General features: G+C 68.2%; 30 protein-coding genes and 1 pseudogene. 23 read left to right on the top strand and 8 right to left on the bottom strand.

Annotation, left to right across the window (positions count from 1 at the left end):
- Positions 1–265 precede the first annotated feature (265 nt).
- Genes hda through Q0P60_RS00560 form a run of 3 tightly spaced genes read right to left on the bottom strand, consistent with a single transcriptional unit; the run spans position 266 to position 3,266 of the window.
- Positions 266–973, bottom strand: coding sequence for a DnaA regulatory inactivator Hda (hda, locus tag Q0P60_RS00570; protein WP_294987195.1), 708 nt, complete (start codon positions 971–973; stop codon positions 266–268).
- Entirely contained in the window at positions 973–2,142 is a 1,170-nt protein-coding gene (locus tag Q0P60_RS00565; RefSeq protein WP_294987193.1) for an AI-2E family transporter, read from the bottom strand. The genes hda and Q0P60_RS00565 overlap by 1 nt, the downstream gene beginning before the upstream one ends.
- On the bottom strand, positions 2,139–3,266 hold the full coding sequence (locus Q0P60_RS00560) for a DUF2066 domain-containing protein (protein ID WP_294987191.1): 1,128 nt from the start codon (positions 3,264–3,266) through the stop codon (positions 2,139–2,141). The genes Q0P60_RS00565 and Q0P60_RS00560 overlap by 4 nt, the downstream gene beginning before the upstream one ends.
- A 112-nt stretch (positions 3,267–3,378) precedes the next feature.
- On the opposite strand from Q0P60_RS00560, the gene purM reads away from it, so the two are divergent.
- The 7 genes from purM (at position 3,379) to Q0P60_RS00525 (ending at position 8,299) form a co-directional block, all read left to right on the top strand.
- Positions 3,379–4,437 (top strand): phosphoribosylformylglycinamidine cyclo-ligase, encoded by a 1,059-nt coding sequence (gene purM, locus Q0P60_RS00555; RefSeq protein WP_294987189.1) that lies wholly within the window; start codon positions 3,379–3,381, stop codon positions 4,435–4,437.
- Between the two features lie 19 nt (positions 4,438–4,456).
- The gene (locus Q0P60_RS00550) at positions 4,457–4,945 is read left to right on the top strand and encodes a hypothetical protein (protein WP_294987187.1); all 489 of its coding nucleotides are present in this window, start codon (positions 4,457–4,459) and stop codon (positions 4,943–4,945) included.
- On the top strand, positions 4,942–5,364 hold the full coding sequence (locus Q0P60_RS00545; protein WP_294987185.1) for a hypothetical protein: 423 nt from the start codon (positions 4,942–4,944) through the stop codon (positions 5,362–5,364). Before Q0P60_RS00550 ends, Q0P60_RS00545 begins: the two co-directional genes overlap by 4 nt.
- Before the next feature lie 41 nt (positions 5,365–5,405).
- Positions 5,406–6,068 (top strand): DUF2238 domain-containing protein, encoded by a 663-nt coding sequence (locus Q0P60_RS00540; protein WP_294987183.1) that lies wholly within the window; start codon positions 5,406–5,408, stop codon positions 6,066–6,068.
- Entirely contained in the window at positions 6,065–6,724 is a 660-nt protein-coding gene (gene purN / locus Q0P60_RS00535) for a phosphoribosylglycinamide formyltransferase (RefSeq protein WP_294987181.1), read from the top strand. The genes Q0P60_RS00540 and purN overlap by 4 nt, the downstream gene beginning before the upstream one ends.
- Positions 6,725–6,791: 67 nt before the next feature.
- Complete coding sequence (locus tag Q0P60_RS00530; protein ID WP_294987179.1) at positions 6,792–7,613, top strand: DUF3108 domain-containing protein; 822 nt, start codon at positions 6,792–6,794, stop codon at positions 7,611–7,613.
- Positions 7,614–7,615: 2 nt separating this feature from the next.
- Positions 7,616–8,299: a DUF3108 domain-containing protein gene (locus Q0P60_RS00525; RefSeq protein WP_294987177.1), complete on the top strand. Its 684-nt coding sequence runs from the start codon at positions 7,616–7,618 to the stop codon at positions 8,297–8,299.
- Between the two features lie 68 nt (positions 8,300–8,367).
- Here Q0P60_RS00525 and Q0P60_RS00520 read toward each other — a convergent pair whose 3' ends face one another.
- From Q0P60_RS00520 to Q0P60_RS00510, 3 genes are read right to left on the bottom strand one after another with little or no spacing between them, the layout of a single operon-like run.
- On the bottom strand, positions 8,368–8,694 hold the full coding sequence (locus Q0P60_RS00520; RefSeq protein WP_294987175.1) for an EF-hand domain-containing protein: 327 nt from the start codon (positions 8,692–8,694) through the stop codon (positions 8,368–8,370).
- Positions 8,691–9,962 carry a UDP-N-acetylglucosamine 1-carboxyvinyltransferase gene (murA, locus tag Q0P60_RS00515; protein ID WP_294987173.1) on the bottom strand — a complete coding sequence of 424 codons (1,272 nt, stop codon included), beginning with the start codon at positions 9,960–9,962 and terminating at the stop codon, positions 8,691–8,693. Before murA ends, Q0P60_RS00520 begins: the two co-directional genes overlap by 4 nt.
- Positions 9,963–9,983: 21 nt before the next feature.
- Positions 9,984–10,214, bottom strand: a complete 231-nt coding sequence (locus Q0P60_RS00510) for a BolA family protein (RefSeq protein WP_021202589.1) — start codon at positions 10,212–10,214, stop codon at positions 9,984–9,986.
- 54 nt (positions 10,215–10,268) lie between these two features.
- Between Q0P60_RS00510 and Q0P60_RS00505 the strand changes: the two genes are divergently transcribed.
- The 16 genes from Q0P60_RS00505 (at position 10,269) to Q0P60_RS00430 (ending at position 23,401) form a co-directional block, all read left to right on the top strand.
- Positions 10,269–11,270 (top strand): KpsF/GutQ family sugar-phosphate isomerase, encoded by a 1,002-nt coding sequence (locus Q0P60_RS00505; RefSeq protein WP_294987169.1) that lies wholly within the window; start codon positions 10,269–10,271, stop codon positions 11,268–11,270.
- Between the two features lie 66 nt (positions 11,271–11,336).
- Entirely contained in the window at positions 11,337–11,885 is a 549-nt protein-coding gene (locus Q0P60_RS00500; protein ID WP_294987167.1) for an HAD hydrolase family protein, read from the top strand.
- Positions 11,882–12,457: an LPS export ABC transporter periplasmic protein LptC gene (lptC, locus tag Q0P60_RS00495; RefSeq protein WP_294987165.1), complete on the top strand. Its 576-nt coding sequence runs from the start codon at positions 11,882–11,884 to the stop codon at positions 12,455–12,457. The genes Q0P60_RS00500 and lptC overlap by 4 nt, the downstream gene beginning before the upstream one ends.
- A gap of 103 nt (positions 12,458–12,560) precedes the next feature.
- The gene (gene lptA / locus Q0P60_RS00490; RefSeq protein WP_294987163.1) at positions 12,561–13,112 is read left to right on the top strand and encodes a lipopolysaccharide transport periplasmic protein LptA; all 552 of its coding nucleotides are present in this window, start codon (positions 12,561–12,563) and stop codon (positions 13,110–13,112) included.
- A complete protein-coding gene (lptB, locus tag Q0P60_RS00485; RefSeq protein WP_294987161.1) occupies positions 13,112–13,831 on the top strand; it encodes an LPS export ABC transporter ATP-binding protein in 720 nt (239 codons plus the stop codon). The genes lptA and lptB overlap by 1 nt, the downstream gene beginning before the upstream one ends.
- A gap of 40 nt (positions 13,832–13,871) precedes the next feature.
- Positions 13,872–15,293, top strand: coding sequence for an RNA polymerase factor sigma-54 (locus tag Q0P60_RS00480; protein WP_294987159.1), 1,422 nt, complete (start codon positions 13,872–13,874; stop codon positions 15,291–15,293).
- A gap of 58 nt (positions 15,294–15,351) precedes the next feature.
- A complete protein-coding gene (gene raiA, locus Q0P60_RS00475; protein WP_005415556.1) occupies positions 15,352–15,669 on the top strand; it encodes a ribosome-associated translation inhibitor RaiA in 318 nt (105 codons plus the stop codon).
- 21 nt (positions 15,670–15,690) lie between these two features.
- A complete protein-coding gene (locus Q0P60_RS00470) occupies positions 15,691–16,143 on the top strand; it encodes a PTS sugar transporter subunit IIA (RefSeq protein ID WP_294987156.1) in 453 nt (150 codons plus the stop codon).
- The gene (hprK, locus tag Q0P60_RS00465) at positions 16,140–17,090 is read left to right on the top strand and encodes an HPr(Ser) kinase/phosphatase (RefSeq protein ID WP_294987154.1); all 951 of its coding nucleotides are present in this window, start codon (positions 16,140–16,142) and stop codon (positions 17,088–17,090) included. Before Q0P60_RS00470 ends, hprK begins: the two co-directional genes overlap by 4 nt.
- A gap of 27 nt (positions 17,091–17,117) precedes the next feature.
- Entirely contained in the window at positions 17,118–18,002 is an 885-nt protein-coding gene (rapZ, locus tag Q0P60_RS00460; protein ID WP_294987152.1) for an RNase adapter RapZ, read from the top strand.
- A 254-nt stretch (positions 18,003–18,256) separates the two neighbouring features.
- Complete coding sequence (locus Q0P60_RS00455) at positions 18,257–18,649, top strand: PTS fructose IIA subunit family protein (protein ID WP_294987150.1); 393 nt, start codon at positions 18,257–18,259, stop codon at positions 18,647–18,649.
- Positions 18,642–18,911 (top strand): HPr family phosphocarrier protein, encoded by a 270-nt coding sequence (locus Q0P60_RS00450; RefSeq protein WP_005408385.1) that lies wholly within the window; start codon positions 18,642–18,644, stop codon positions 18,909–18,911. The genes Q0P60_RS00455 and Q0P60_RS00450 overlap by 8 nt, the downstream gene beginning before the upstream one ends.
- A 2-nt stretch (positions 18,912–18,913) precedes the next feature.
- Complete coding sequence (ptsP, locus tag Q0P60_RS00445; protein ID WP_294987148.1) at positions 18,914–20,683, top strand: phosphoenolpyruvate--protein phosphotransferase; 1,770 nt, start codon at positions 18,914–18,916, stop codon at positions 20,681–20,683.
- Between the two features lie 145 nt (positions 20,684–20,828).
- The gene (gene mgtE, locus Q0P60_RS00440; RefSeq protein ID WP_100439401.1) at positions 20,829–22,190 is read left to right on the top strand and encodes a magnesium transporter; all 1,362 of its coding nucleotides are present in this window, start codon (positions 20,829–20,831) and stop codon (positions 22,188–22,190) included.
- 60 nt (positions 22,191–22,250) lie between these two features.
- Complete coding sequence (locus tag Q0P60_RS00435; protein ID WP_294987145.1) at positions 22,251–22,517, top strand: hypothetical protein; 267 nt, start codon at positions 22,251–22,253, stop codon at positions 22,515–22,517.
- Positions 22,518–22,588: 71 nt separating this feature from the next.
- On the top strand, positions 22,589–23,401 hold the full coding sequence (locus tag Q0P60_RS00430) for a prolyl oligopeptidase family serine peptidase (protein WP_294987143.1): 813 nt from the start codon (positions 22,589–22,591) through the stop codon (positions 23,399–23,401).
- Positions 23,402–23,437: 36 nt separating this feature from the next.
- Here Q0P60_RS00430 and Q0P60_RS00425 read toward each other — a convergent pair.
- Both Q0P60_RS00425 and Q0P60_RS00420 read right to left on the bottom strand, forming a co-directional pair.
- Positions 23,438–23,929: pseudogene (locus tag Q0P60_RS00425) on the bottom strand (transposase).
- A 183-nt stretch (positions 23,930–24,112) separates the two neighbouring features.
- Positions 24,113–25,063 (bottom strand): aspartate carbamoyltransferase catalytic subunit, encoded by a 951-nt coding sequence (locus Q0P60_RS00420; RefSeq protein ID WP_294987139.1) that lies wholly within the window; start codon positions 25,061–25,063, stop codon positions 24,113–24,115.
- Positions 25,064–25,077 lie beyond the last annotated feature (14 nt).

The following is a 25,077-nucleotide window of genomic DNA, read 5'->3' as shown; positions in this document are numbered from 1 at the left end:
CACCCGCCCGGCCTCTGACAGTTTCCGTGGGCGTCCAGCCACGGAAGAAAGAAAAAAAAGCAAAAGCGGGTCGCTGCGCTGCGCTTGCTCTGGTGACGACCAACGGTCGTCACCCACCAACGGTCGTCACCCTCCACAAGCAAGACAGCTGTCGACCAAGGTCGACACCCACCCACAGCGCCCCGCCTCCCCTGAGGAAGCCAGCCTTTGACGTTGACGTTGATTCGGCGGGTGCAGGGCGCAGCCCTGCCAACAACCCCCACCCTCAGTAGCGAGGCCGGCCTTCTTCCAGCACCTGGCGCAGGAACGGCACGGTGATCCGCCGCTTGGCCGCCAGCGACTCGCGGTCCAGCCAGTCCAGCAGCGTGATCAACCCGCCCAGCTCACGGCCGGTGTGCGACAGCAACCACTCGATCGCGGCTTCATCAATGGCCAGGCCGCGACGCAGCGCGCGCTCGCGCAGCACCGCCGCGCGGCCTTCCTCATCCAGCGGCTGCAGCAGCACGCGCACGCACTGGCCCAGCCGCGAACGCAGGTCCGGCAGCACCAGTCCCAGTTCACCCGGCGCCTTCTGCGCCGTGTACAGCACGGTCACGCCGGCAGCACGCGCGCGGTTGTGGAAATCGAACAGCGCGACTTCGTCCTCGCGGTTGCCAGCGACCTCGTCCAGGCCATCCAGCGCCACCAGTTCGCGCGCCTCCAGCCCATCCAGCGCCGCGCGCACGCGGCCGGCGGCACTTGCCAGCGGCACGTAGGTGGGCAGGCGGCCGGCCTGCTCGGCACTGGAACACATCGCCAGCGCCTGATGGGTCTTGCCCGTGCCTGCCGCACCCTCCAGGTAGACCCAGTCGTGGCTGGCACCCACCGCGATCGCACGCAGCTGCGCCAGCGCGCCGTCCGGCGCGCCGATGAAGGTCTCCAGGCGCTGGTCCCGCGGGTAATGCAGGGCCAGCGGCAGTTGCGGCACACCCATCACTTCAGGTCGGGGCCCTTGTCATTCGGGAGGATGATATGGGGCTGGTCGACCACGCCATCAAGCACGATCGCCGGCTTTTCGCCGACGTACAGCTCGCTTTGGCGGTAGCGCTGGTGCGCATAGCGCAGCAGCACGTTGGTCACCGCCGCCACCGGCAGCGCCAGCAGCATGCCGAGGAAGCCGAACAGCTGGCCACCGGCCATCACCGCGAAGATCACCGCCACCGGGTGCAGGCCGATCTTGTCACCGACGATGCGCGGGGTCAGCACGTAGCTTTCCAGCAGCTGGCCGACCGTGAACACCACGCCGACCAGCAGCAGCAGTTTCAGGTCGAAGCCCTGTGCCTGCACCAGCGCGGCCACCACCGCCATCAGGATGCCGGTGGTCGCGCCCAGGTACGGGATGAAGCTGATCAGGCCGGCAATCAGGCCGATCAGCAGGCCCAGCTTGAGGCCGACCAGCGACAGGCCGCCGGCGTAGATCACGCCCAGCGCCAGCATCACCAGGAACTGGCCGCGGATGAACGCACCGAGCACGTCATTGGACTCGCGCGCCAGCGCGGTGATGGTGCCGATGTGGTTGCGCGGGATCACCGACGCCACCCGTTCAACCAGCTTGTCCCAGTCGCGCAGGAAGTAGAACGCCAGGATCGGCAGCAGCAGGATGTTGACCACCCAGGTCACCATCGCAAAGCCCGAACGCGAGACATACCCCATGAACGTGGTGGCGAAGCCGCCGGCCTGCTGCCAGTGGCTGCGCACCCATTCGATCAGGCGGTCCGGGTCCAGCCACTGCATCACTTCCAGGCCGGTCTTCTGCTCGAACCAGGGAATCCCCTTCTCCATCAGCCACGCCTGCGCCTGCGGCGCAACCGCGATCAGGGTGGTGATCTGGCGTTCGATCATCGGCACCAGCACCAGCAGCAGCGCCACGATCACCAGCACCATGGCCGCGAACACCAGCACCACGCCGGTCATGCGCGAGCGGCCAGTGGCTTCGATGCGGTCGACCAGCGGGTCACCCAGCCAGGCCAGCGCCAGTGCCAGCACGAACGGGGTCAGGATCGGCGCCAGCAGCCACACCACCCAACCGATCAGGCCGGCGAACAGGATGTACTTCAGCCGGCGCAGGAACTGCGCGATCTCGGCTTCCGGAGTCAGTGTCATCGCAGGCGGTACTCGTTGCTGACCGGGGCCGGCACCGGCGCACCGGTGGTGTCATCGATCGGGGCAGGCAGGGCCGGCAGCGGCGCGCTGGGCACCAGCACGCCGTTGTCGCCGAGCATGCGGTTGAAGCCGGCCAGGCCGGTGGTCATGTCCAGGCTCAGCTCAAGCTGGCCGGCCGAGGCATGCAGCGGGGTGACATTGCGCACCACCGGCACGTCGCGCAGGCCGGCGGCCAGGCGCAGGTAGTCATCCGCGCTGTTGATGCCGGTCACCACCACGCGGTAGGTCCCGGCCTGGCCGGTTGCCACGCCCGCCTTGGCGTAACGCTTGACCAGCGCATCGGCGGCGCCGTCGGCACCGGCCGCCATCGCGCGCATGGCATTGGCGTCCTTGCTGGTCCACTTGTTCAGTTCACGACCGTTGTCGACGAACACCCAGTCCGCCTGCCAGCCGCCATTGGCGCGGTACAGCTTGCCGATCAGCTGCATCGGCGGCGAGTAGCGCGAGGAAGCACGGGCCACGGCGGCACTGTCCTGGCGCCAGATGGCACCGGCCAGCGCCTGTTCGGCGGCGCCGCCGGTGGGCAGGCCCAGCTTGTAGCCGCGCTCGATGGCACGGTTCAGCAGCGGGCGGGCCGCGTTGGCCTGCTGCACGCTGACCAGGCGCGGGCCGCTGCCGTCGTCGACGGCCAGCCACAGCACCGGTTTCGGCCGCGGCTGCGGCCACAGCGGCAGCCCCAGCGCCGATACCAGCGAATCGACATCCTCCTCGCGGAAGCGGGCCACCAGCAGGGTACGGAAGCTGGGCGCGCCACTGGCGCTCACGCTCTGGTCCTGCTTGTAGTCGTAGCTGGCCACGTAATCCTTGGCATTGCGCAGCGCCTGCACCACCCCGGGGCGGGACATCACGCTGCGATCGCCGGACAACTTGCCCAGGACCACGCTCAGGGCGCGGGCCAGGGCGCCGTTGCGATCGGCTTCGGCTTGGCTGTTGACGGGCACTTCGGCCTCGTACGCGCCAGTGGCGGTGGCGACATCACCCTCGGTGCGCAGGCCGCTCTGGGCCATCGTGGCCACCGGCAGGCTCAGCGCAATGAGCAGGGTCAAAAACAGGCTGCGGCGCATCAGGACATCCATTGGCTCGACGTATCCGGGGGGAATTGTTGCCCGAATACGGCCTTTGCGCCAATGCGGCCTGTTAAAATCGCCCGTTCAACCCCTGCCAGCGCCGACGCCCGTGACCAACACCCCGTCTTCCGCCCCCTCCCCCCTCACCTACCGTGACGCGGGCGTCGACATCGACGCCGGCAACGAGCTGGTCGAGCGGATCAAGCCCCTGGTCAAGCGCAGCTTCCGCCCGGAAGTGATGGGCGGCCTGGGCGGCTTCGGCGCCCTGTTCGACCTGTCCAACAAGTACCGCGAGCCGGTGCTGGTGTCGGGCACCGATGGCGTGGGCACCAAGCTGAAGCTGGCCCACCAGCTGAACCGCCACGATACGATCGGCATCGACCTGGTCGCCATGTGCGTGAACGACGTGCTGGTGCAGGGTGCCGAGCCGCTGTTCTTCCTGGACTACTTCGCCACCGGCAAGCTGGACATCGACACCGCCGCCGCGGTCGTGGGCGGCATCGCCAACGGCTGCACCGAGGCCGGTTGCGCGCTGATCGGCGGCGAGACCGCTGAAATGCCCGACATGTACGCCCCGGGCGAGTACGACCTGGCCGGCTTCACCGTCGCCGCAGTCGAGAAGAGCGAGCTGAAGGACGGCGCCAGCGTCGCCGCCGGCGACGTGCTGATCGGCATCGCCTCGTCCGGTCCGCACTCCAACGGCTACTCGCTGGTGCGCCGCATCTACGACCGCGCTGGCCGCCCGGCCGAGCTGGAGCTGGAAGGCGGCGTGAAGCTGGTCGACGCGCTGATGGCGCCGACCCGCCTGTACGTGAAGCCGATCCTGGCGTTGCTGAAGTCGCACGGCGAGGCCATCCACGGCATGGCCCACATCACCGGTGGCGGCCTGACCGAGAACATCATCCGCGTGGTGCCCGAGGGCCTCGGCCTGGACATCCAGGCCTCGGCCTGGACCCTGCCGCCGGTGTTCCAGTGGCTGCAGAAGGAGGGCGCGGTGGCCGACAGCGAGATGTGGCGCACCTTCAACTGCGGCATCGGCTTCGTGCTGATCGTGGCGCCGGACCAGGTCGCCGCCGTGTCCGCAGCGGTCAAGGCGCAGGGCCTGGACCACTGGACCATCGGCCAGGTGGTCAACGCCGAAGGCGCCGAGCGCGTCCACATCGGCTGATCCAGGCCAAGGAGCCCGCATGGACGCTACGCCCCCCTTGTCCCCCGCCCCCGTGCCGCCGCCGCTGGCGACGGCCGCGGTGTTCAGCCCCCAGGATGCCGACCACCTGCGCACGCTGTCGATCGCCCACTACGTGGTGGGCGGGCTGATCGCGCTGTTCTCGCTGATCTTCATCCTGCACATCGTGCTGGGCATCGCCGCACTGACCGGCAACCTGCCGATGAAATCCGGTGGCCAGCCCTCGTCACCGGCCGAGCAGCGCCTGTTCGGCTGGATGTTCACGATCATCGGCTGCGCGATCGTGTTCGGCGGGGTGACGCTGGGCGCATTCGTCGCCTACGCCGGCCGCTGCCTGGCCCGTCGCCGCCGCCATCTGCTGTGCCTGATCGTGGCCGGGCTGGCCTGCCTGTTCGCGCCGGTCGGCACCGTGCTCGGGGTGTTCAGCCTGGTCACCCTGCTGCGACCGCAGGTCAAGGCGGCCTTCGACCTGCCTGCGGCGGGCGCATGACCGCCTCCGCCAGCCCGCCGCCATTGCCGCAGCAGACGCTGGCACAGTTGCAGCTGGCCAGCCACCTGCAGACCCTGAAGGTGCTGTTCTACGCCCTGGCCGGCTTCCACTGGGTCGCCGCGCTGGCCTTCCTCGGCCTGATCGGCCTGGTGGCCCATTCGCGCGGGCTGGACGATGCCTCGGTGCTGGCCACGGTGTATGCCGTCATCGCGGTGCTGGCCGCCGTGCTCGGCTTCGTGCAGCTGCATACCGCCCGCCTGCTGTCGCGCCGTACCGGACTGACCTGGTGCCGGCGCGCGGCCTGGCTGGGCGTGCTGGCCGGCCCGCTGGGCATGGCCCTGGCCGCCTACGCCTGGGTGTTCCTGTCCAAGCCGGACATGGCCGCGCTGTTCGACCGCGGCGACCACCTCAGCGTCTGAGCCGGCCGGCAGACGCCCCGTCCTTTCCTGATCGACCCCACATGTCCTCGCCTGCCCTCTCCCCGACTGCTTCGCCCACGGCCTCGCCTCTCTCCGGACCGAAGAAGCTGGCCTTCGCCGCCGTGCTGGCGGTGTTCGCGATCAGCTGGATCCACCCGCTGTGGCCGACCGAACAGGCCCTGCACAGCACGCTGACGGTGATCGGGCTGGGCGCCCTGCTGTGGGTGGATCGTCGCGGCGGCTGGCTCGGCAACGGCGCGTTCATCGCCATCTGCGGCTTCATCGCCCTGCACTGCGTGGCGGCACGCTGGCTGTATTCCAACGTGCCCTACGACGCCTGGGCGCAGGCCCTGACCGGCTGGTCGCCGAATGCGGCGTTCGGTTGGCAGCGCAACCATTTCGACCGCCTCATCCATTTCCTGTTCGGCGTCTGCTTCACCCCGGCGCTGCTGCAGCTGGCCCGCCATGCGTGGCCGCCGTTGCGCCTGGGCCAGGCGTTCAGCCTGGCGGTGATGACCGTGATGTGCGCCAGCCTGGTCTACGAATGGTTCGAATGGGGTATCGCGCTGGCGCTGTCGCCGGATGCCGCCGAGGCCTACAACGGGCAGCAGGGCGACATGTGGGACGCGCATGCCGACATGCTGATGGCCACGGTCGGCAGCCTGCTGACCTGGCCGCTGATCCGCCGGAGTTCCCTGCAATGACCGCCCCCACCCGCATCGCCGTGCTTGCCTCCGGTCGTGGCAGCAACCTGCAGGCCATCCTGGACGCCATCGGCAGTGGCCGCCTGCCCGCCGAAGTGGTCGGCGTGCTTTCCGACCGCCCTGCCGCGCAGGCCCTGCAGCGGGTTGGCCGCGCCCTGCGCTGGGCGCGTGCGCCCAAGGAATTCAGCGACCGCGCCGCCTACGAGCAGGCACTGGGCGATGCCCTGGCGGCGATGCAGCCGGACTGGATCATCTGCGCCGGCTACATGCGCATTCTCGGCGCCGCCTTCGTGCAGCGCTTCGATGGCCGCCTGGTCAACATCCACCCCTCGCTGCTGCCGCTGCACAAGGGCCTGGATACGCACGCACGCGCACTGCAGGCCGGCGACGCCGAACACGGTGCCAGCGTGCACCTGGTGGTACCGGAACTGGATGCCGGCGCGGTGCTGGCGCAGGCGCGGGTACCGGTGCGGCCGGGCGATGACGCGCAGGCGCTGGCCGAGCGCGTGCTGGCGGTGGAGCATCCGCTGCTGATCGCGACCCTGCAGCTGCTGTGCGCCGGTCGCCTGGCTGAACGGGAGGGGCAGCCCTGGCTGGATGGTCACCCCCTGTTTAGCCCGTTGGCCCTAGATTCCGCCGGTAACCTGAACCGGTAACGCCCATGCACACGCCCCGCTGACTGCGGGGCTGGCATCCTGCTCCTCCCTGCGGTCCCTGTCCTCCATGAAGACCACGACGCTGCTGTCCACTTCACTGCTGCTGTCGCTTGCCGTGCTCCCCGGCGTGGGCTGGGGCCAGGCGCAGCCGCCTGCCGCTGCGCCGGTGCCGGCACCCGCCGCGCTGCCGCCCAACGAACCCAGCGTCCCGCTGCTGCCGGCCCTGGCCTGGGAGCCGCCACCGCTGCAACCGTTCACCGCCACCTACCAGGCCTTCTACAAGGGCAAGGAGGCCGGCGATGCCAGCATGCAGGTCACCCACACCGGCGGCAGCCAATGGCGGGTCGACATGCAGGTGGTCGGCCGCCGCGGCTTCGCCAGCGTGCTGGGCCTGAACATCGAGCAGAGCACCGTGTTCGAGCAGCGCGGCACCACCTACGCACCGCTCAGCCAGAGTACGGTGCGCAAGGGCCTGTTCCTGGGCAAGAAGGCGGTCGGCACCTACAACTGGCAGGCCGGCACCGCGCAATGGACCGGCGACGTGAAAAAGGACCGCGCGCAGCCGATCCCGCTGCAGCCGGGCGACCAGAGCGCGCTGCTGATCAACCTGGCGATCATGCGCGATGCCCGCCCGGGTGCGGCCATGCACTACCGCTACGTGGACATGGGCAAGGTCCGCCAGCACGACTACCAGGCCGCACCGCAGACCGAGAACGTCGAGGTTGGCGACCTGTCCTACAACGCGCTGCGGGTCTACCGGACCAACGGCGGCAACAACGAAACCATCCTCTGGATCGCAAACGGTGTCCCCACCCCGGTGCGCATCCTGCAACGCGAAGACGGCGAAGACCGCGTCGACCTGCGCCTGATCGAATACCAAGGAGTCTGAGCATGAGCACCCTGACCCGCCCCCTCACCTGGCTCGCCGCTGCGGCGCTGACCATGGCCAGCCTGCCGGCGATGGCGCTGGAGCCGTTCAAGGCCGATTACCTGGCCAGCTACATGGGCATGCAGGCCAATGGCAGCATGACCCTGAGCAGCGAGGGCGCCAACAAATGGCGCTACACGCTGCAGGTGAAGAACCAGCTGGCCGACCTCAGCCAGAGCACCGTGTTCGAGGAAGTCCGCGGCCAGCTGCGCCCGCTCAGCAGCCAGGACCGTTCGGCCCTGCTGGTGAAGAAGCGCAACGTGCAGGCCACCTACAACTGGACCAGCAACCAGGCCACCTGGACCGGCGACATCAAGCCGGATCGTGCGGGGCCGATCGCGCTGAAGGCCGGCGACATGGATGCGTTGCTGATCAACCTGGCGATCGCCCGCGACCTGGCCGCCGGCAAGCCGCTGAGCTACCGCATGGTGGACGAGGGCCGGATCAAGAACATGACCTACCGCGTGATCGGCAAGGAATCGATCACCGTGGGCGGCAAGAGCTACGAGGCCACCAAGGTCTCGCGTGCCGATGGCAACAAGGAACTGATCGCCTGGATCGTGCCGGACTTCCCGGTGCCGGCGCGCATGCTGCAGCGTGAGAACGACCGCGATGCGCTGGACCTGACCATCAAGGCGATGAACTGACCGGGGGGTTGCCGGCCAGCGGCCGGCACTACCGGAAAGAAAACGCCCGCTTGCGCGGGCGATTTTTTTTATTTCTTCTGTTCGGCCGGCGTTGCTTCGGCCGGCTTGAACTCGGTGCGGCAATCAACGCGGATCTGCTCGCCGGTGCTGCGCCAGACGAAGGTGCGGCAATGGCGGTTGCCCTCCTGGCTGTCGTTCACCGCGACCGCGTAGAACGACTCGATGATCTCGTCGCGCGAGACCGTGCCATCGCCGTTCCAGTCCATGTCCTTCTGCTCGATGCCCTGGGTGATGGCGATGTTGGCGTACCAGGCGTAGCCCAGCCACGCCAGCACGATCAGCACCAGGGCCAGCAGCGCCTTGCGGCGCGGGCTGAATTTTCCGCGCAGGATCATGGCACGCGCCGGATGGTGGCGCCGAGCGAAGACAGCTTCTCTTCGATGTTCTCGTAGCCACGGTCAAGGTGGTAGATGCGGTCGATGGTGGTCTCGCCGCTGGCCATCAGGCCGGCCAGGATCAGCGAGGCCGAGGCGCGCAGGTCGGTCGCCATCACCGGTGCGCCACTCAGGTGCTCGCTGCCACGCACGATCGCGGTATGCCCTTCGACCTGGATGTCGGCGCCCAGGCGCAGCAGTTCGTTGACGTGCATGAAACGGTTTTCGAAGATCGTTTCATTGATCACGCCAACCCCGTCGGCCACGCAGTTGAGCGCCATGAACTGCGCCTGCATGTCGGTCGGGAACGCCGGATACGGCGCGGTGGTCAGGTTGACCGCCTTCGGCCGCTTGCCCTGCATGTCCAGGCTGATGCTGTCTTCGGTGGTCTCGATTCTGGCACCGGCCTCGGCCAGCTTGGACAACACCGCGTCCATCGTGTTCGGGCGCGCGCGGTTGACCGTGATCCGGCCGCCGGTCATCGCCGCAGCCACCAGGAAGGTGCCGGTCTCGATGCGGTCGGGCAGCACTTCGTGGCGGCCACCGGACAGGCGCTCGACACCTTCGATGACCAGGCGGGCAGTGCCCAGGCCTTCGATCTTCGCGCCGAGCGCGATCAGGCAGTGCGCCAGATCGGTCACTTCCGGTTCCATCGCACAGTTGTCGAGGATGGTGGTGCCTTCGGCCAGCACCGCGCCCATCAGCACGTTCTCGGTGCCGGTAACGCTGACCATGTCGAAGGTGAAGTGGCCACCCTTCAGGCGCTTGGCCGAAGCCTTGATGAAGCCGTTCTCGACCACGATCTCGGCGCCCAGGGCCTGCAGGCCCTTGATGTGCTGGTCGACCGGACGCGAACCGATCGCACAGCCACCCGGCAGCGACACTTCGGCCGCGCCGAAGCGGGCCAGCAGCGGGCCCAGCACCAGGATCGAGGCACGCATGGTCTTGACCAGTTCATACGGCGCAACGTGCTGGTTCACCGGGCGCGGGTCGACCACGATCGCGCTGCCGCGCGACAGCGTGCCCTGGTCGATGGTGACCTTGGCACCCAGTTCGCCCAGCAGCTTCACCGTGGTGACCACGTCGTGCAGGTGCGGCACATTGGTGATCTCCACCGGCTCATCGGCCAGCAGGGTCGCGCAGAGAATGGGGAGGACGGCGTTCTTGGCGCCGGAGATGCTCACTTCACCGTGCAGCGCAGCGCCGCCGGTCACAACGATCTTGGCCATGTATTCGGGATCTTCTGCGGTTCAGCCGGCTTCGGCCGGGGTCACGGTTTTCAGCGCCAGCGCGTGGATCGCGCCACCCATGAGGTCGCCCAGGGTGGCATACACCATCCGGTGGCGGGCCAGCGGCATCTTGCCGGCAAAGGCCTCACAGACCACGGTCGCTTCGAAATGCACGCCATCGTCGCCACGCACGTCGGCACGGGCGCCGGGCAGGCCGGTTTCGATCAGATTGCGGATGGTGTCAGCGTCCAACGGGCTTTCCTAATAAAATGTGGGCTCATTCTACTTCCGCTGCGTGGCGTCCGCATGGCCGAGTCCCTCCTGCCCCCCCGTTCCGTCGATCCGGCCAGCCTGGTCGCCAGTGGCCGGCGCGTCTTCGAGATCGAGCAGCAGGCCCTGGATGCCGTCGCCGGCCGCCTCGGCGAGGCTTTCCAGCAGGCCTGCCAGGCCATCCTGGCCAGCCGCGGCCGGGTGGTCGCCACCGGCATGGGCAAATCCGGCCACATCGCCCGCAAGATCGCCGCCACCCTCGCCTCGACCGGCACCCCGGCGTTCTATGTGCATCCGGGCGAGGCCGGCCACGGCGACCTGGGCATGATCACCGAGGACGATGTGGTGCTGGCGCTGTCCTATTCGGGCGAATCGGATGAGGTGCTGATGCTGCTGCCGGTGCTGAAGCGCCAGGGCAACGTGCTGATCTCCATGACCGGCCGCCCGCAGTCCAGCCTGGCCACCGCCGCCGACGTGCACCTGGACGTGAGCGTGCCGGCCGAAGCCTGCCCGCTGGCCCTGGCACCGACCTCCAGCACCACCGCCTCGCTGGCGATGGGCGATGCACTGGCCGTGGCCCTGCTCGATGCACGCGGCTTCACCGCCGACGATTTCGCCCGCTCGCACCCGGCCGGGAGCCTCGGCCGCCGCCTGCTGCTGCACATCACCGACGTCATGCACAGTGGCGATGACCTGCCCAGCGTGGGCGCCGGCGCCAGCCTCAGCGAAGCGCTGGTGGAGATGAGCCGCAAGCGGCTTGGCATGACCGCCGTGGTGGATGCCGACGGCGTGCTGATCGGCCTGTTCACCGACGGCGACCTGCGCCGGGCGCTGGACAGCGCGCTGGACGTGCGCACCGCGAAGATCGCCGATGTGATGACCCGCAATCCGCGCACCATCGGCGCCGACCAGCTGGCGGTCGAGGCCGCCCGGCAGATGGAAACCCAGAAGATCAACGGCCTGATCGTGGTCGATGGCCAGGGCCGCGCGGTCGGTGCCCTGAACATTCATGACCTGTTGCGGGCCCGGGTGGTTTAACCGACAGTCCGTAGACCCCATTCAGTCTGTAACGCCGCACCTGACCCCAACGAGCCTGCCGCCCTGATGCCCTGGTCCCCCCTGCCCGCCTTCCCCGCCCACCTGCATGCCGCTGCGGCCCGTATCCGCCTGGCCTGCTTTGACGTGGACGGTACCCTCACCGACGGTCAGCTGTACTACGACAAGGACGGCAACGAGAGCAAGGCGTACTTCGTGCAGGACGGCCTGGGCCTGAAACTGCTGCAACAGCACGGTATCCATCCCGTGCTGATCACCGCACGCAACAGCCAGTCCGCGCTCAGGCGCGGCGCTGACCTCGGCATCGACACCCAGATCGCCGTGGGCGACAAGCTGGCCAGCGTGCAGGCGCTGTGCGCGCAGCACGGCATCGGCCTGGAACAGGTGGCATTCATGGGCGACGACCTGCCCGACCTGGCGCCGCTGGGCGCCGTCGGCCTGGCGGTGGCCCCGGCCAATGCCCATCCGTGGATCGCCGAACGCGTGCACTGGCAGACCCGCAGCGAGGGCGGTCGTGGCGCCGCGCGCGAGCTGTGCGACATCCTGCTGGCCGCCCAGGGCCATGTTGACGCGGTCCTGGCGAGGTTCGGCGCATGAACCTGCCGACCCTGAACTGGCGCACCGTCCTCGGCATCGGTCTGCTGCTGGCGGCCCTGCTCAGCAGCTGGGCGGCGCTGCGCAACCGCGACAAGGGCCCGGCCCATGGCGGCCAGGAAGTCGGGGTGGATTACATCCTGCACGACTTCCAGATCGTTGCCCTGGACGAGCACGGCAAGGAATCGACCACCCTGCGTGCGCCCCTGCTGGAACGCCAGCGCGGCGACCAGACCATCAACATCGCCACCCCGCTGTTCGAAATGCCGGACAAGGATGGCAAGCACTGGACGCTGCGTGCGGAGACCGGCTGGCTCAGCGCCAAGGGCGATGAAATGAAGCTGCGCGGCAACGTCGCCGGTGACAGCCCGGTCGATCCGGGCGTGGCGCCCACCACCTTCCGTACCGATCACCTGGACGTGTTCCCGAAGGAGAACCGCGCCCGCACCGACGCCCGGGTGACCATGACCCGCCCGGGCATGGAACAGTCCGGCGTCGGCTTCGAGGTGGATTCCAAGAACAACACGTATCATTTCCTCAGCCAGTCCAAGGGCCGCTACACGCCCCGGCACTGATTCCGCCGCCAGCCTGCGACGTCTCCGGACAGGCGCACGGCCGGCAGCCCCCCCTTCCGCCCCCGGCCCACCCGGGAGGCCCTCACCGGTAGAACGGACCCCGATGAAGATTCCCTTTGCTGCCGTACTCGCGCTCGGTCTTCTTGTCCCCAGCGCCGCCTTCGCCAAGTCCACCGACCGCAACGAAGACATGCACATCGATTCCGGCGCACAGTCGGGCATGCTCACCGGCGACGGCAAGACCGTGCTGTCGCAGGGCGTGATCATCACCCAGGGCACGCTGGACCTGCGCTCGTCCGAGGCCGAGATCTACCTCAAGGACGGCGAAGCCGTGCGCGTGGTGTTCACCGGCAAGCAGGCCAAGATGAAGCAGCAGCTGGATGACGGCACCTGGATGGATGCCCTGGCCGACCGCATCGACTACGACATCAAGACCGAGATCATCACCCTGACCGGCAACTACAAGGTCACCAGCGCACGCGGCACCAACGCCGGCCAGCGCATGGTCTACAACACCCGCACCGGCGAAATGAACTCCGGGGGTGACGGCAGCCGCGTGCGCACCGTCATTCCGCCGAAGAACAAGGCCCCGGCCACCCCGGCGGCACAGCCCAAGGCCACCACGCCGGCGCAGCCGGCCGGGAGCAAGAAGTAATGCTCGTCGCCAAGGGCCTGCGCAAGCGCTACAAGCAGCGCGAAGTCGTCAAGGACTTCGGGCTGACCCTCGATGCCGGTGAAGTGGTCGGCCTGCTCGGCCCCAACGGTGCCGGCAAGACCACCTGCTTCTACATGATCGTCGGCCTGGTCGCCGCCGATGCCGGCAGCATCGTGCTCGACGGCAAGGACATCACCGGTGACCCGATGTACACCCGCGCCAAGCAGGGCGTGGGCTACCTGCCGCAGGAACCGTCGGTGTTCCGCAAGCTGACCGTGGCCGACAACATCCGCCTGGTGCTGGAACTGCGCGAAGACCTGGATTCGGCCGGCCGCGAGCGTGAATTGAACGGGCTGCTGGACGAGCTGCAGCTGGGCCATGTTGCCGACCAGCTCGGCGCCAGCCTGTCCGGTGGCGAGCGCCGCCGCTGCGAAATCGCCCGTGCACTGGCCGCGCAGCCGCGCCTGATCCTGCTCGACGAACCGTTCGCCGGTGTCGACCCGATTTCCGTCGGCGAGATCCAGCGCATCGTCACCCATCTCAAGCAGCGTGGCATCGGCGTGCTGATCACCGACCACAACGTGCGCGAGACCTTGGGAATCTGCGACCGCGCGTATATCCTCGCCGAGGGCAGCGTGCTGGCGCAGGGCTCGCCCGAGGCGATCCTGGACAATGCCGACGTGCGTCGCGTCTACCTTGGGGATTCCTTCAAGCTGTGACGGCAGGCGCCGGGGCCCTTTCCTTCCTTTCGGCACAGGCATGAAGACTCGGCTGCAGACATCGTTGGGACAGCAGCTGGTGCTCACGCCCCAGCTGCAGCAGGCCATCAAGCTGCTGCAGATGTCGACCACCGAGCTGGAGCTGGAAATCGCCCAGGCCGTGGAGAGCAATCCCCTGCTGGACTGGGCCGACAGCCACGACAGCAGCGCCGCCAACGAAGGCGACGATGGCGCGGGCAGCGAAGCGCCCGCCGAGCGCACCGATGCGGGTGACGACTGGGCGCCGGCCGAACTGGACTGGAGCGCGGCCGGCAGCGGTGGCAGCTTCGATGATGACGACGATGCCGGCAGCGCCGCCGAACGCGTGGCCGAAACCGAAACGCTGGCCGACCATCTGCTCTGGCAGCTGCACCTGTCGCACCTGTCTTCGCGTGACCGCAGCATCGGCGCCGCAGTGATCGATGCGCTGGACGACGACGGCTATCTGCGCGAACCGCTGGCCACCCTCGCCGAAACCCTGTTGCCGGCCATCCATGCCGACGAGGACGAGATCCTCGCCGTGCTCCATCGCATCCAGCGCTTCGATCCGGTCGGCGTGGCCGCGCGCAGCCTCGGCGAGTGCCTGCAGCTGCAGCTGGATGTGCTGGCCGGCGACACCCCTGGCCTGCCGCTGGCGCGACAGATTGCCGCAGGGCCGCTGGAGCGCCTGCCGCGCAGCGGCGTCGCCGGGCTGGCCCACGAATTGAAGCAACCGGTGGACGCGGTCGAGACCGCGGTCACCCTGCTGCGCTCGCTGGACCCGCGCCCGGGCACGCAGATCGCGCCACTGTCGCAGGACACCTACGTGGTGCCGGACGTGGTGGTGTGGCGGCAGAACGGCATCTGGCGCGCGGCACTGGCCGGACATGCCGGCCCGCGGGTGGTGATCCACCGCGGCTACGAACAGTTGATCCGCCGCTGCGGCGAGGCCGATGCCGGCTACCTGCGCGCCCAGCTGCAGGAGGCGCGCTGGTTGCTGAAGGGCCTGCAGCAACGCGGCGAGACCCTGCTGCGGGTGGTGCGCAGCCTGATCCTGCAGCAGGCCGGCTTCCTCGAATTCGGCGAACAGGCCCTGCGCCCGCTGACCCTGCGCGAGATCGCTGCCGAGCTCGGCCTGCACGAATCCACGGTATCGCGCGCGATCGCCCGCAAGCACGTGCGCACCCCGCGCGGGACCCTGCCGCTGCGCGCCTTCTTCGCCTCCGGCATCGATACCGAAGGCGGTGGCGAGGCGTCCAGCACGGCCATCCAGGCGATGATCCGGCGCCTGATCGACGACGAGAACCCGCGCAAGCCGCTTTCTGACGCCAAGCTGGCTGACCTGCTCAAATCGTCGGGAATTCCAGTAGCGCGACGCACCGTGGCGAAGTATCGTGAAGCCATGAACATTTCCGCCTCGCACGAAAGAGTCAGAATCGCTTGACGCACCGCCGCGCCCGGCGGAGAGGTTCATTGGCACATCCGAACACAGGAGAAACCCGATGCGCATCGAAACGTTTGGCAAAGACGTCGAAGTTACCCCGGCCCTGCAGTCCTATGTAGAGGAGAAGCTGGCCCGGATCGGAAAGCACTTCGACCAGCACTGCGAAGCGCGGGTGACCCTCAAGCTGCAGAAGACCGAGCACCACGTCGACGCCAGCCTCAACATCCCGGGGCAGACCCTGCACGCCGAGGCCGGCGGCCAGACCATGTATGCCGCGATCGACCTGCTTGCGGACAAGCTTGACCGCCTGGTGATCAAGCACAAGGAGAAAAAACAGCAGCACGCACCGCTGCCGGTGGGCGACAATGGTGGCTGATCGCCACTGTTCCCCGCAGACATGCCCCTGACTGACCTCCTGGCGGCCGTGCAGACCCAGCTCTGCACGGCCACCGACCGCGACAGCGTCCTGCAGGCCGCCGCCGGGTTGCTGGCCTGCCGCCAGGCCAACGCCGAACAGATCTATCTGAACCTGTGCCAGCGCGAAGCGCTGGGCAGCACCGCGATCGGCCACGGCATCGCCATCCCGCACGGCCGCGCACCGACCCTGGATCGTCCCCGCGGCGCCCTGTTGCGCCTGGCCACCCCGGTCGACTTCGGTGGCGACGAGCCGGTGGACCTGGTGTTCGCGATGGCCGTCCCCGCCCACTACACCCACCAGCACCTGATGCTCCTGTCCGAACTGGCCGAGCTGTTCTCGGCCGCGGATATCCGCCAGGCCCTGCGCCAGGCGGGGGATGCACGGGCGCTGCGCGAAGCACTGGACCTCACCCCACCTGCGAGTGCCGCATGAATACCAGCATCACCGCCCGCGAACTGTTCGAACAGCAGCGCGAGCGGCTGGGGCTGCGCTGGGCCGCCGGCAAATCGGGGGAGAAACGCGAGCTGGAGGCCGGCAACACGGTCTCGCGGCGTCCTTCACTGGCCGGCTATCTCAACACCATCTATCCCAACAAGGTGCAGATCCTGGGCACCGAGGAACTGTCCTGGCTGGACGCGCTGGAACCCCGCCAACGTTGGGAGACGATCGAGAAGATCATGCAGTCGCATCCGCTGGCGCTGGTGCTGACCCGCAACCAGGCGTGCCCGGAAGACCTGCGCGCGGCCGCCGATGAATCCGGTACGCCGTTGTGGCTGTCGCCCAAGCGCGGCCACGAACTGCTCAACCACCTGTCCTACCATCTGGCGCGCACGCTGGCGCCGCGGGTGATCCTGCATGGCGTGTTCATGGAGATCTACTCGATCGGCGTACTGATCACCGGCGAGGCCGGGTCCGGCAAGAGCGAGCTGGCGCTGGAACTGCTCAGCCGTGGCCACCGCCTGGTGGCGGATGATGCCCCCGAATTCACCCAGATCGCGCCCGACGTGCTCGACGGCACCTGCCCCGAACTGCTGCAGGACCTGCTGGAAGTGCGCGGACTGGGCGTGCTGAACGTGCGCGAGATGTTCGGCGACACGGCTGTAAAGAAGAACAAGTACCTTCGGCTGATCGTCCACCTGACCAAGCCGATGACCGAACCCACCCCGCATGGCTACGAGCGCCTGACCGGCGATTCGGGGACCCGCCATGTGCTGGACCTGGACGTGCCGCTGATCACCCTGCCGGTGATGCCGGGCCGCAACCTGGCCGTGCTGACCGAGGCGGCTACCCGCCTGCACATCCTGCGTACCAAGGGCATCGACCCGGCGGCGATGTTCATCGCCCGCCACAGCAACCTGCTGGAACGGCGAACGCCCTGAAATCCCCGTCCTTCGAAGAGCCCGTCCATGAGCACCGTCATCCCATCCGCCCCGACCCTGATCATCGTCAGCGGCCTGTCCGGCTCGGGTAAATCCGTCGCCCTGAAAACCTTCGAGGACCAGGACTACTACTGCTCGGACAACCTGCCGATCAACCTGCTGCCGGACTTCGTGCGCAGCCTGCTGGCCAACCACGACGGCAGCGCGCCACGCCGGCTGGCGGTGGGCATCGACGTGCGTGGCCAGGCCGACCTGAGCCAGCTGGGTGACTGGCGCCAGCTGGCTTCCGACGCCGGCGTGGAAGTGAAGGTGCTGTTCTTCGAGGCCAGCGACGAGGCCGTGCTCAAGCGCTATGCCGATACCCGCCGCCGCCACCCGCTGAGCCAGCTCGGGCTGTCGCTGCCCGAGGCGATCGCCCGCGAACGCGAGCTGACCGCGCCGCTGCGCCGCGAGGCCGATGCGGTGATCGACACCAGCGGCCTCAACGTGCACCAGCTGCGGCGCCGGATCGTCACCGAGTTCACGATGGGGCATGCCACCAGCCTGTCGCTGCTGTTCGAATCGTTCGCGTACAAGCGCGGCGTGCCCGCCGAAGCGGACTTCGTGTTCGATGCGCGGGTGCTGCCCAATCCGCACTGGGACCCGGAGCTGCGTGCGCTGAGCGGCCGCGAACCCGGCGTGCGCGAGTACCTGGAAGCGCAGCCGGATGTACAGCGCTACCTCACCCAGCTGATGGATTTCCTCGATACCTGGCTGCCGAAGCTGGCCGATGGCACCCGCAGCTATGTGACTGTCGCCTTTGGCTGTACCGGCGGCAAGCATCGCTCGGTATTCCTGGCCGAACGCATGGCCCGCCATGCCCGCGAGATGGGCTGGGAAGACGTGGCCACCTACCACCGCGAACAGGATTGAGCGGGCACGGCCGGGCTGCGCCCGGCCCCCACCGAGGCCACTGGCAGATTTCTGCCGCTGTTGGTAGGTGTCGGCCCTGGCCGACACGGTAGATCCACGCCATGCGTGGATGGATGTGTCAGGTATCGAAAAACGGAGAGGGCCGGATCCTTCTCAACAGAAAAGGGCCCTGACCCGAGCAACACTGAATACGGGACACAGTACCCCTCTTCTGCTGCTATCGCCGATTCACCTTGACCTGTTAACGTGCAGTAATGACCTGTGGCATTCTCCTCGTAACACATCCCGGGGTCGGGACCGCCCTGCTCGACGTGGCGACCCGGCTCCTGCGGCAATTGCCGCTGAAGACCGAAGCTTTCGAAGTACCGTTCGACGCAGACCTGGACGTCCTGCTCCCGCTCGCCTCGGCCGCCCTGCGGCGGGTCGACAGTGGTGAAGGCGTGCTGATCCTGACCGACCTGTACGGCGCCAGCCCCGCCAACCTTGCCGGGCAGCTGGCCCGGCTGGGGACCCCGGTTCGCCGGGTGTCGGCGCTGAGCCTGCCGATGTTGCTGCGGGTGATGAATTATCCGGAACAGGGACTGGATCAACTGCCCGCCACAGCCGCGGCGGGTACCCGTAATGGAGCGATAGTCGACGATGCTTGAACGAGAACTCACCGTCAGCAACCGCCTGGGCCTGCACGCCCGGGCCACCGCCAAGCTGGTGCAGACCCTGGCGCCGTTCCGCTGCAACGTGACCATGGCCGCCAAGGGCCGTGAGATCAACGCCAAGAGCATCATGGGCGTGATGCTGCTGGCCGCCGGCCAGGGCACCCCGGTCACGGTGCGCATCAACGGCGAGGACGAAGCCGCCGCGATGGAGGCGGTGGTCGGCCTGTTCGAACGCCGTTTCGACGAGGACAGCTGAGCGTGCCGCGTGCACGTGCCGGCCAAATCCCTTCCGGCCAGCGGCCGGTACAGCTGCTGGCCGGTCACGGCGCGGCACGCGGTACGGCGATGGGCCGCGCGCGCGTGCGCCTGCCGCATGCACTGGAAGTCGCCGAGCAACGCGTCGCCAGCAGCCAGGTCGAGGCCGAACTGGCCCGCCTGCACCGTGCGCTGGACGCTGCGCGCGCGGAAATGCACGAACTGCGCCAGCGCCTGCATGGCGCGCTGAACCAGGAAGTGGGCGAGTTCCTCGACCTGCATGCCCTGCTGCTGGACGACCCCGAGCTGCTGTATGGCCTGGACGAGCTGATCCGCAGTGGCCCGTACAGCGCCGGCTACGCGCTGCGCCTGCAGCGTGACCGCCTGGCCAAGGTCTTCGATGGCATGGACGATGCCTACCTGAAGAGCCGCATGGATGACCTCGACCATGTGATCGGCCGCATCCACGCCTTCCTGCAGCCCGAACGCCCGCCGGCGGTGAAAGGCCTGGCCGGCGAAATCCTGGTCTGCGACAACATCGCCCCCTCCGAACTGGCACAGCTGCAGGCCCAGGGCGTGGTCGGCATCGTCACCGCCGCCGGCAGTGCGCTGTCGCACAGCGCCATCCTCGCGCGCAGCCTGCACCTGCCGCTGATCGTCAACGTGCCGCAGCTGCTCAGCCGCATCGCCGATGGCGACGTGCTGATCATCGACGGCGCCGACGGCAGCATCACCGCCAACCCGCAGGCCGACAACCTGCGCGACTACCGCGCACGGCTGAAGGAGCACGCGCGCGAGCAGCGCGAACTCGGCCGCCTGCGCAGCAAGCCCAGCCGCACCCGCGACCAGGTCGACATCGCGCTGCTGGCCAATGCCGAATCGCTGGAGGACGTCACCCAGGCCCACGCACTCGGCGCGCATGGGCTGGGCCTGTACCGCACCGAATTCCTGTTCCTGCAGCGCAATGAACTGCCGGACGAAGAAGAGCAGTTCCAGACCTACCGCGACGCCGCGCTCGGCATGAGCGGGCGGCCGGTCACCATCCGCACCCTCGACCTCGGTGCGGACAAGGCCGATCGCACCGGCCTGACCCTCAGCAACGAAGAAAACCCGGCACTGGGGCTGCGCGGCGTGCGCCTGTCGCTGGCCCGGCCGAAGGTGGCCGACACCCAGCTGCGCGCGATCCTGCGCGCCTCGGCCTACGGCAAGCTGCGCGTGCTGGTGCCGATGGTCAGCACCCGCGAGGAACTGCTGGCGGTGCGCCGGCGCATGCTCAAGCTGAGCGAACAGCTGCGTGGCGAAGGCCACATGGTGTCCGAGCATGTACCGCTGGGCGCGATGATCGAGGTACCGGCGGCCGCGCTGGCCCTGGAGAGCTTCATCGACCTGGTCGACTTCCTGTCGATCGGCACCAACGATCTGGTGCAGTACCTGCTGGCCGCAGACCGCAACAACGAGGCACTGGGCGAGTTGTATTCACCGCTGCACCCGGCCGTGCTGCGGCTGCTGCAGGTGGTCATCGAGACCGGCGCGCGCCATCGCATCCCGGTGGCGGTCTGCGGCGAGATCGCCGGCGACGCGCGGATGACCCCGCTGCTGCTGGCGCTGGGCCTGACCGAGTTCAGCCTGCACCCCGGCACCCTGCTGGAGGTGCGCCGGGCGATCCGCGAGGCCGACCTGGCCACGCTGCGCGCGCGCGCGCCGAAGCTGCTGGCCGCGCGTGACCGCCGCGCCATCGAGCGCTGGCTGGCGCTGGTGGCGGATACGCCCTGACTGCCGAGGTAGTGCCGGACGCTGGCCGGCACCACCACCCGGCGGCTATGCGTTGAAACATCACCTTGCGATAATGACGCGCTGAACACCCCTGTTGCCGCATCCTTGCCGGGATCGCGGCTTTTCTTATCCCGCGGGAGCTGCGATGGCTGAAGCTGTACGCCACGACAAGACTGCGCGCCAACTGCGGATGCTGTCCGATGCACTGGACAGCGGACGGCTGGGCCCGGTACGTCGCCTGGTCAACACCCTCGCCCCGGCCGAGATCGGCAACCTGCTCGAATCGCTGCCTCCGGGCAAGCGCGAGGTGGTGTGGGGCCTGGTCGATCCCGAAGACGACGGCGAGGTGCTGGTCCACGTCGGTGAAGACGTGCGCGAAAGCCTGCTCGCCGACATGGACCCGGACGAGATCATCGCCGCGGTCGAAGACCTGGACATCGACGATCTGGCCGACCTGGTCGAGGACCTGCCGGATACGGTCATCGACGAAGTCCTCAAGTCGATGGACCGCGAGAACCGCGAGCGCCTGGAGCAGGTGCTGTCCTATCCCGAGGACAGCGCCGGCCGCCTGATGAACCCGGACGTGGTGACCGTGCGCGCCGACGTCAATGTCGATGTGGTGCTGCGTTACCTGCGCCTGCGCGGCGAACTGCCGGACCACACCGACCACCTGTTCGTGGTCAGCCGGCGACACCAGTATCTCGGCCGGGTGTCACTGGCGGCACTGGTGACCCACGAGGACACCACGCCGATCAACCGCCTGATCGACGACGAGCAGCCGGCCATCGATGTCGGCGAGAGCGACCAGGAAGTGGCCCGCCAGTTCTCCGACCATGACTGGATCTCCGCACCGGTGGTGGACGAGAACAACATCCTGGTCGGCCGCATCACCATCGATGACGTGGTCGACATCATCCGCGGCCAGGCCGAGCACCAGGCGCTGGGCGCCGCCGGCCTGGACGAGGACGAGGACCTGTTCAGCCCGGTCTGGCGCGCAATGCGCCGCCGCCTGATGTGGCTGTCGGTGAACCTGTGCACCGCCTTCCTGGCGTCCAGCGTGGTCGGCCACTTCGAGGGCACCATCGACAAGCTGGTGGCGCTGGCGGTGCTGATGCCGATCGTCGCCGGCCTCGGCGGCAATGCCGGCACCCAGGTGCTGGCACTGATGGTGCGCGGCCTCGCGCTGGGCCAGGTGGGCGCCTCCAATGCGCGCACGCTGTTGTGGAAGGAGGTGCGCGTGGCCGCGCTCAACGGCCTGTTGCTGGGCTCGGTCCTGGGCCTGATCGTGCTGGCCTGGTTCCACTCGCCCGGGCTGTCGGCGGTGATCGCCATCGCGCTGACCTGCAACCTGCTGTTCGCCGCGCTGGCCGGCGTGCTGGTGCCGCTGACCCTGAAACGCTTCGGCTTCGACCCGGCATTGGCCAGCGGCATCTTCCTGACCGCCGTGACCGACTCGATGGGCTTTTTCACCTTCCTCGGCCTGGCCACCCTGGTCCTGCTGCACTGACCGTACCCAGGGCCGGACCCCGCCGCGCGGGGCGCCGCCCCGACCCCAACTGGAACCCCCATGGCAACGACGATCGAAAACTACTTCCAGCCCGGCTGGCGCGACCAGCAGCACAGCTGCCCGGCCTGCGAGTGGAAGGGCAGTTCGCGCGCCATGGTAATGGAGCTGGACGAGGACGCCACCGAGTACGACTGCCCGGTCTGCGAGAACCCGCTGCTGGTGGTGCTGCACCCGGACATGGCGCAGGTGCAGGCAGCGGCCGCCGAAGGCAATGCCGAAGCCCAGGAGCAGCTGGACATCATCGCCAGCTTCCCGCGCCCGCAGTGACGCGGCGCATGATGCCGCGTTGACCCCGAGCGGACTACGATGCAGGCGATCCTGCCGCTTCGGGAACGCCCATGGTCCGTTCGATGTCGCGCTGGCTGCCACTGCTGGCCTTTCTGATGATGACCGGTTGTGCCTCGCTACCGGATACCCCGCATGGACGCTTCGAAGCCCGCGCGGTGAAGGTGGACGGAGAAACCGCCTACTACCAGGTGTTCATTCCTGCCAGCCTGCAGGCCCGGAATCCGGCGCACCCGACCGCGCCGCCGGTCCCGGTGATCCTGTTCCTGCACGGCTCGGGCGAACGCGGCGTCGATGGCGTCAAGCAGACCTATTCGGGACTGGGCCCCTACCTGCGCGAGCATGCTGATTTCCCGGCACTGGTGGTGTTCCCGCAGGCCGCGCGCCATTCGGAATGGAGTGGCCGCAACAACCGCATGGCGGTGGCCGCGCTGGACGCGACGATTGCCGAATTCGGTGCCGACCCCGCGCGCCAGTACCTGACCGGCATGTCGATGGGCGGCTACGGCAGCTGGAACATCGCCCTGGACGACCCGCACCGCTTTGCCGCGATCGTGCCGGTGTGCGGCGCGGTGCTGGCCCCCCGCGCGAAGCGGCCCGCCCTGTTCGTCAAGCAGGTCGCGCAGGAATCCGATCCGTATGCGGTGATCGCCAGGCGGCTGCAGCACACGCCGATCTGGATCTTCCACGGCGCGCAGGATGATGTGGTGCCGCCAGAGGATGACCGCAGGTTGCACGGCGCCTTCCAGGCGGCCGCCGCGCGCGATGTGCGCTACACCGAATACCCGGAGGGCAACCACAACGCCTGGGATGCCACCTACGCAGACCCGGCCCTGTGGGCATGGCTGTTCGCGCAGAAGCGCTGAACCCCACCTTGGGTGGGTGCCGACCGTTGGTCGGCACTATCGCTTCGCTCCAGAATGCTCCCCTGCCTTGAACTGCCCTTCAATCTCCCATCGGCACCAGGCATGCGGTTACTCTCCCAGACAACTCGCCAGGCTTGCCCTGACCGGATTGCCCATGACGTACATTGCGTGGCGGAACAGCGATTCGCAGGAACGGATCGCGTGATCGTGATAGCTCGATTGCCAGAATCGACCTGATCGGCCCAGCATGCGGTTGATCCGCAATGCACTGCTCGATTTGAAGCGTTGCATGACGTAGTCCAGCGAGAACGCACGCAACTCCGCAAGCCAGTGGATATGGTCCGGCATGACCACGTAGGCAAGCGCATACGTCAAGCCTTCATCGTCCATACGACGGATGACGTCCATCACTACCTGGGCCACGGCAGCATCGTCGAAACAGCGCCGACGCCCTAGTGTGATGGTCGTCAGGATGTAGGACTGACCGCTCTGGGAGTGGCGGCCGAGCCTCAGGCGTGCACGGTTCATGGCGATGAGCGTGCACTCCGCTGCCGTGGTTTCCCATCAGGCAAGGCCCAGGTAGGCCAGTAGCCATTCCATGGCCAGGTTCCGATGAAGCACGGCGCTGATGGTTCAGTGCCGACCAACGGTCGGCACCCACCGGATCGGAGCCGGGTAGATCAATCCCGCCGCACGATCAGTTGAAGGACCTCAGCCCAGCAGGGTTTCCAGCACGGCCATGCGCACGGCGACGCCGTTGGCGACCTGGCGCAGCACCCACGACTGCGGGCCGTCGGCCACTTCGTCGGTCACTTCCACGCCGCGATTGATCGGGCCCGGGTGCAGCACCGCGGCATCCTTGCCGGCGCGGGCCAGGCGCTGGTGGGTCAGGCCGTACTGGGCGTGGTACTGCTCCAGCGACGGCACCAGGCCTTCTTCCATGCGCTCGCGCTGCAGGCGCAGCATCATCAGCGCATCGACGCCTTCCAGCATCGCATCGAAATCTTCGCCGACCACGCAGCCCTTCAGGGTCTCGTCGTCCGGCAGCAACGACTGCGGGCCGCACACGCGGATCTCGCCGACGCCCAGCGTGCGCAGGGCATGCAGGTCGGTGCGGGCAACGCGCGAGTGCTTCACGTCGCCGACGATCACCACCTTCAGCTTCGAGAAATCCGGGCCCTTGGCCTGGCGCAGGGTCAGCATGTCGAGCAGGCCCTGGGTCGGGTGCGAACTGCGGCCATCACCGGCATTGATCAGCGCCGTTCCCTCGCCCGCGGCTTCGGCCAGTGCAGCCACTGCGCCGTCATCGGGATGGCGCACCACGAAGCCGCGCACGCCCATCGCTTCCAGGTTGCGCAGCGTGTCGCAGGCGGTTTCGCCCTTGCGCGTGGACGAGGTCGAGGCATCGAAGTTCAGCACGTCGGCGCCCAGGCGCTGGGCGGCCAGCTGGAACGAGCTGCGGGTGCGGGTGGACGGCTCGAAGAACAGCGTGCATACCGCCGAACCGGCCAGCACATGGCGCTTGTTGCCAACGCGGCCGACCGCGGCATCGCGGATCTGCCCAGCCCGGTCGAGCAGCTGCAGCAGGGTTTCGCGCGGCAGGCCCTCAAGGGTCAACAGGTGGCGCAGGCGTCCGGAGGCATCGATTTGCTGGGCGGTCATGGCGGGAGTCGTGC

Source organism: uncultured Stenotrophomonas sp., assembly GCF_945952405.1.
In the GTDB taxonomy this organism is placed as follows: domain Bacteria; phylum Pseudomonadota; class Gammaproteobacteria; order Xanthomonadales; family Xanthomonadaceae; genus Stenotrophomonas.
Note: the sequence above shows the minus strand (reverse complement) of the source record. Positions and strands in the feature narration are given on the sequence as shown.

Bases quoted from the DNA above. Each gene is read 5' to 3' on its own strand.
- hda (WP_294987195.1), bottom strand. From the start codon at position 973: ATGGGTGTGCCGCAACTGCCGCTGGCCCTGCATTACCCGCGGGACCAG.
- Q0P60_RS00565 (WP_294987193.1), bottom strand. From the start codon at position 2,142: ATGACACTGACTCCGGAAGCCGAGATCGCGCAGTTCCTGCGCCGGCTG.
- Q0P60_RS00560 (WP_294987191.1), bottom strand. From the start codon at position 3,266: ATGCGCCGCAGCCTGTTTTTGACCCTGCTCATTGCGCTGAGCCTGCCG.
- Q0P60_RS00550 (WP_294987187.1), top strand. From the start codon at position 4,457: ATGGACGCTACGCCCCCCTTGTCCCCCGCCCCCGTGCCGCCGCCGCTG.
- Q0P60_RS00545 (WP_294987185.1), top strand. From the start codon at position 4,942: ATGACCGCCTCCGCCAGCCCGCCGCCATTGCCGCAGCAGACGCTGGCA.
- Q0P60_RS00540 (WP_294987183.1), top strand. From the start codon at position 5,406: ATGTCCTCGCCTGCCCTCTCCCCGACTGCTTCGCCCACGGCCTCGCCT.
- purN (WP_294987181.1), top strand. From the start codon at position 6,065: ATGACCGCCCCCACCCGCATCGCCGTGCTTGCCTCCGGTCGTGGCAGC.
- Q0P60_RS00530 (WP_294987179.1), top strand. From the start codon at position 6,792: ATGAAGACCACGACGCTGCTGTCCACTTCACTGCTGCTGTCGCTTGCC.
- Q0P60_RS00525 (WP_294987177.1), top strand. From the start codon at position 7,616: ATGAGCACCCTGACCCGCCCCCTCACCTGGCTCGCCGCTGCGGCGCTG.
- Q0P60_RS00520 (WP_294987175.1), bottom strand. From the start codon at position 8,694: ATGATCCTGCGCGGAAAATTCAGCCCGCGCCGCAAGGCGCTGCTGGCC.
- murA (WP_294987173.1), bottom strand. From the start codon at position 9,962: ATGGCCAAGATCGTTGTGACCGGCGGCGCTGCGCTGCACGGTGAAGTG.
- Q0P60_RS00505 (WP_294987169.1), top strand. From the start codon at position 10,269: ATGGCCGAGTCCCTCCTGCCCCCCCGTTCCGTCGATCCGGCCAGCCTG.
- Q0P60_RS00500 (WP_294987167.1), top strand. From the start codon at position 11,337: ATGCCCTGGTCCCCCCTGCCCGCCTTCCCCGCCCACCTGCATGCCGCT.
- lptC (WP_294987165.1), top strand. From the start codon at position 11,882: ATGAACCTGCCGACCCTGAACTGGCGCACCGTCCTCGGCATCGGTCTG.
- lptA (WP_294987163.1), top strand. From the start codon at position 12,561: ATGAAGATTCCCTTTGCTGCCGTACTCGCGCTCGGTCTTCTTGTCCCC.
- lptB (WP_294987161.1), top strand. From the start codon at position 13,112: ATGCTCGTCGCCAAGGGCCTGCGCAAGCGCTACAAGCAGCGCGAAGTC.
- Q0P60_RS00480 (WP_294987159.1), top strand. From the start codon at position 13,872: ATGAAGACTCGGCTGCAGACATCGTTGGGACAGCAGCTGGTGCTCACG.
- raiA (WP_005415556.1), top strand. From the start codon at position 15,352: ATGCGCATCGAAACGTTTGGCAAAGACGTCGAAGTTACCCCGGCCCTG.
- Q0P60_RS00470 (WP_294987156.1), top strand. From the start codon at position 15,691: ATGCCCCTGACTGACCTCCTGGCGGCCGTGCAGACCCAGCTCTGCACG.
- hprK (WP_294987154.1), top strand. From the start codon at position 16,140: ATGAATACCAGCATCACCGCCCGCGAACTGTTCGAACAGCAGCGCGAG.
- rapZ (WP_294987152.1), top strand. From the start codon at position 17,118: ATGAGCACCGTCATCCCATCCGCCCCGACCCTGATCATCGTCAGCGGC.
- Q0P60_RS00455 (WP_294987150.1), top strand. From the start codon at position 18,257: ATGACCTGTGGCATTCTCCTCGTAACACATCCCGGGGTCGGGACCGCC.
- Q0P60_RS00450 (WP_005408385.1), top strand. From the start codon at position 18,642: ATGCTTGAACGAGAACTCACCGTCAGCAACCGCCTGGGCCTGCACGCC.
- mgtE (WP_100439401.1), top strand. From the start codon at position 20,829: ATGGCTGAAGCTGTACGCCACGACAAGACTGCGCGCCAACTGCGGATG.
- Q0P60_RS00435 (WP_294987145.1), top strand. From the start codon at position 22,251: ATGGCAACGACGATCGAAAACTACTTCCAGCCCGGCTGGCGCGACCAG.
- Q0P60_RS00430 (WP_294987143.1), top strand. From the start codon at position 22,589: ATGGTCCGTTCGATGTCGCGCTGGCTGCCACTGCTGGCCTTTCTGATG.
- Q0P60_RS00420 (WP_294987139.1), bottom strand. From the start codon at position 25,063: ATGACCGCCCAGCAAATCGATGCCTCCGGACGCCTGCGCCACCTGTTG.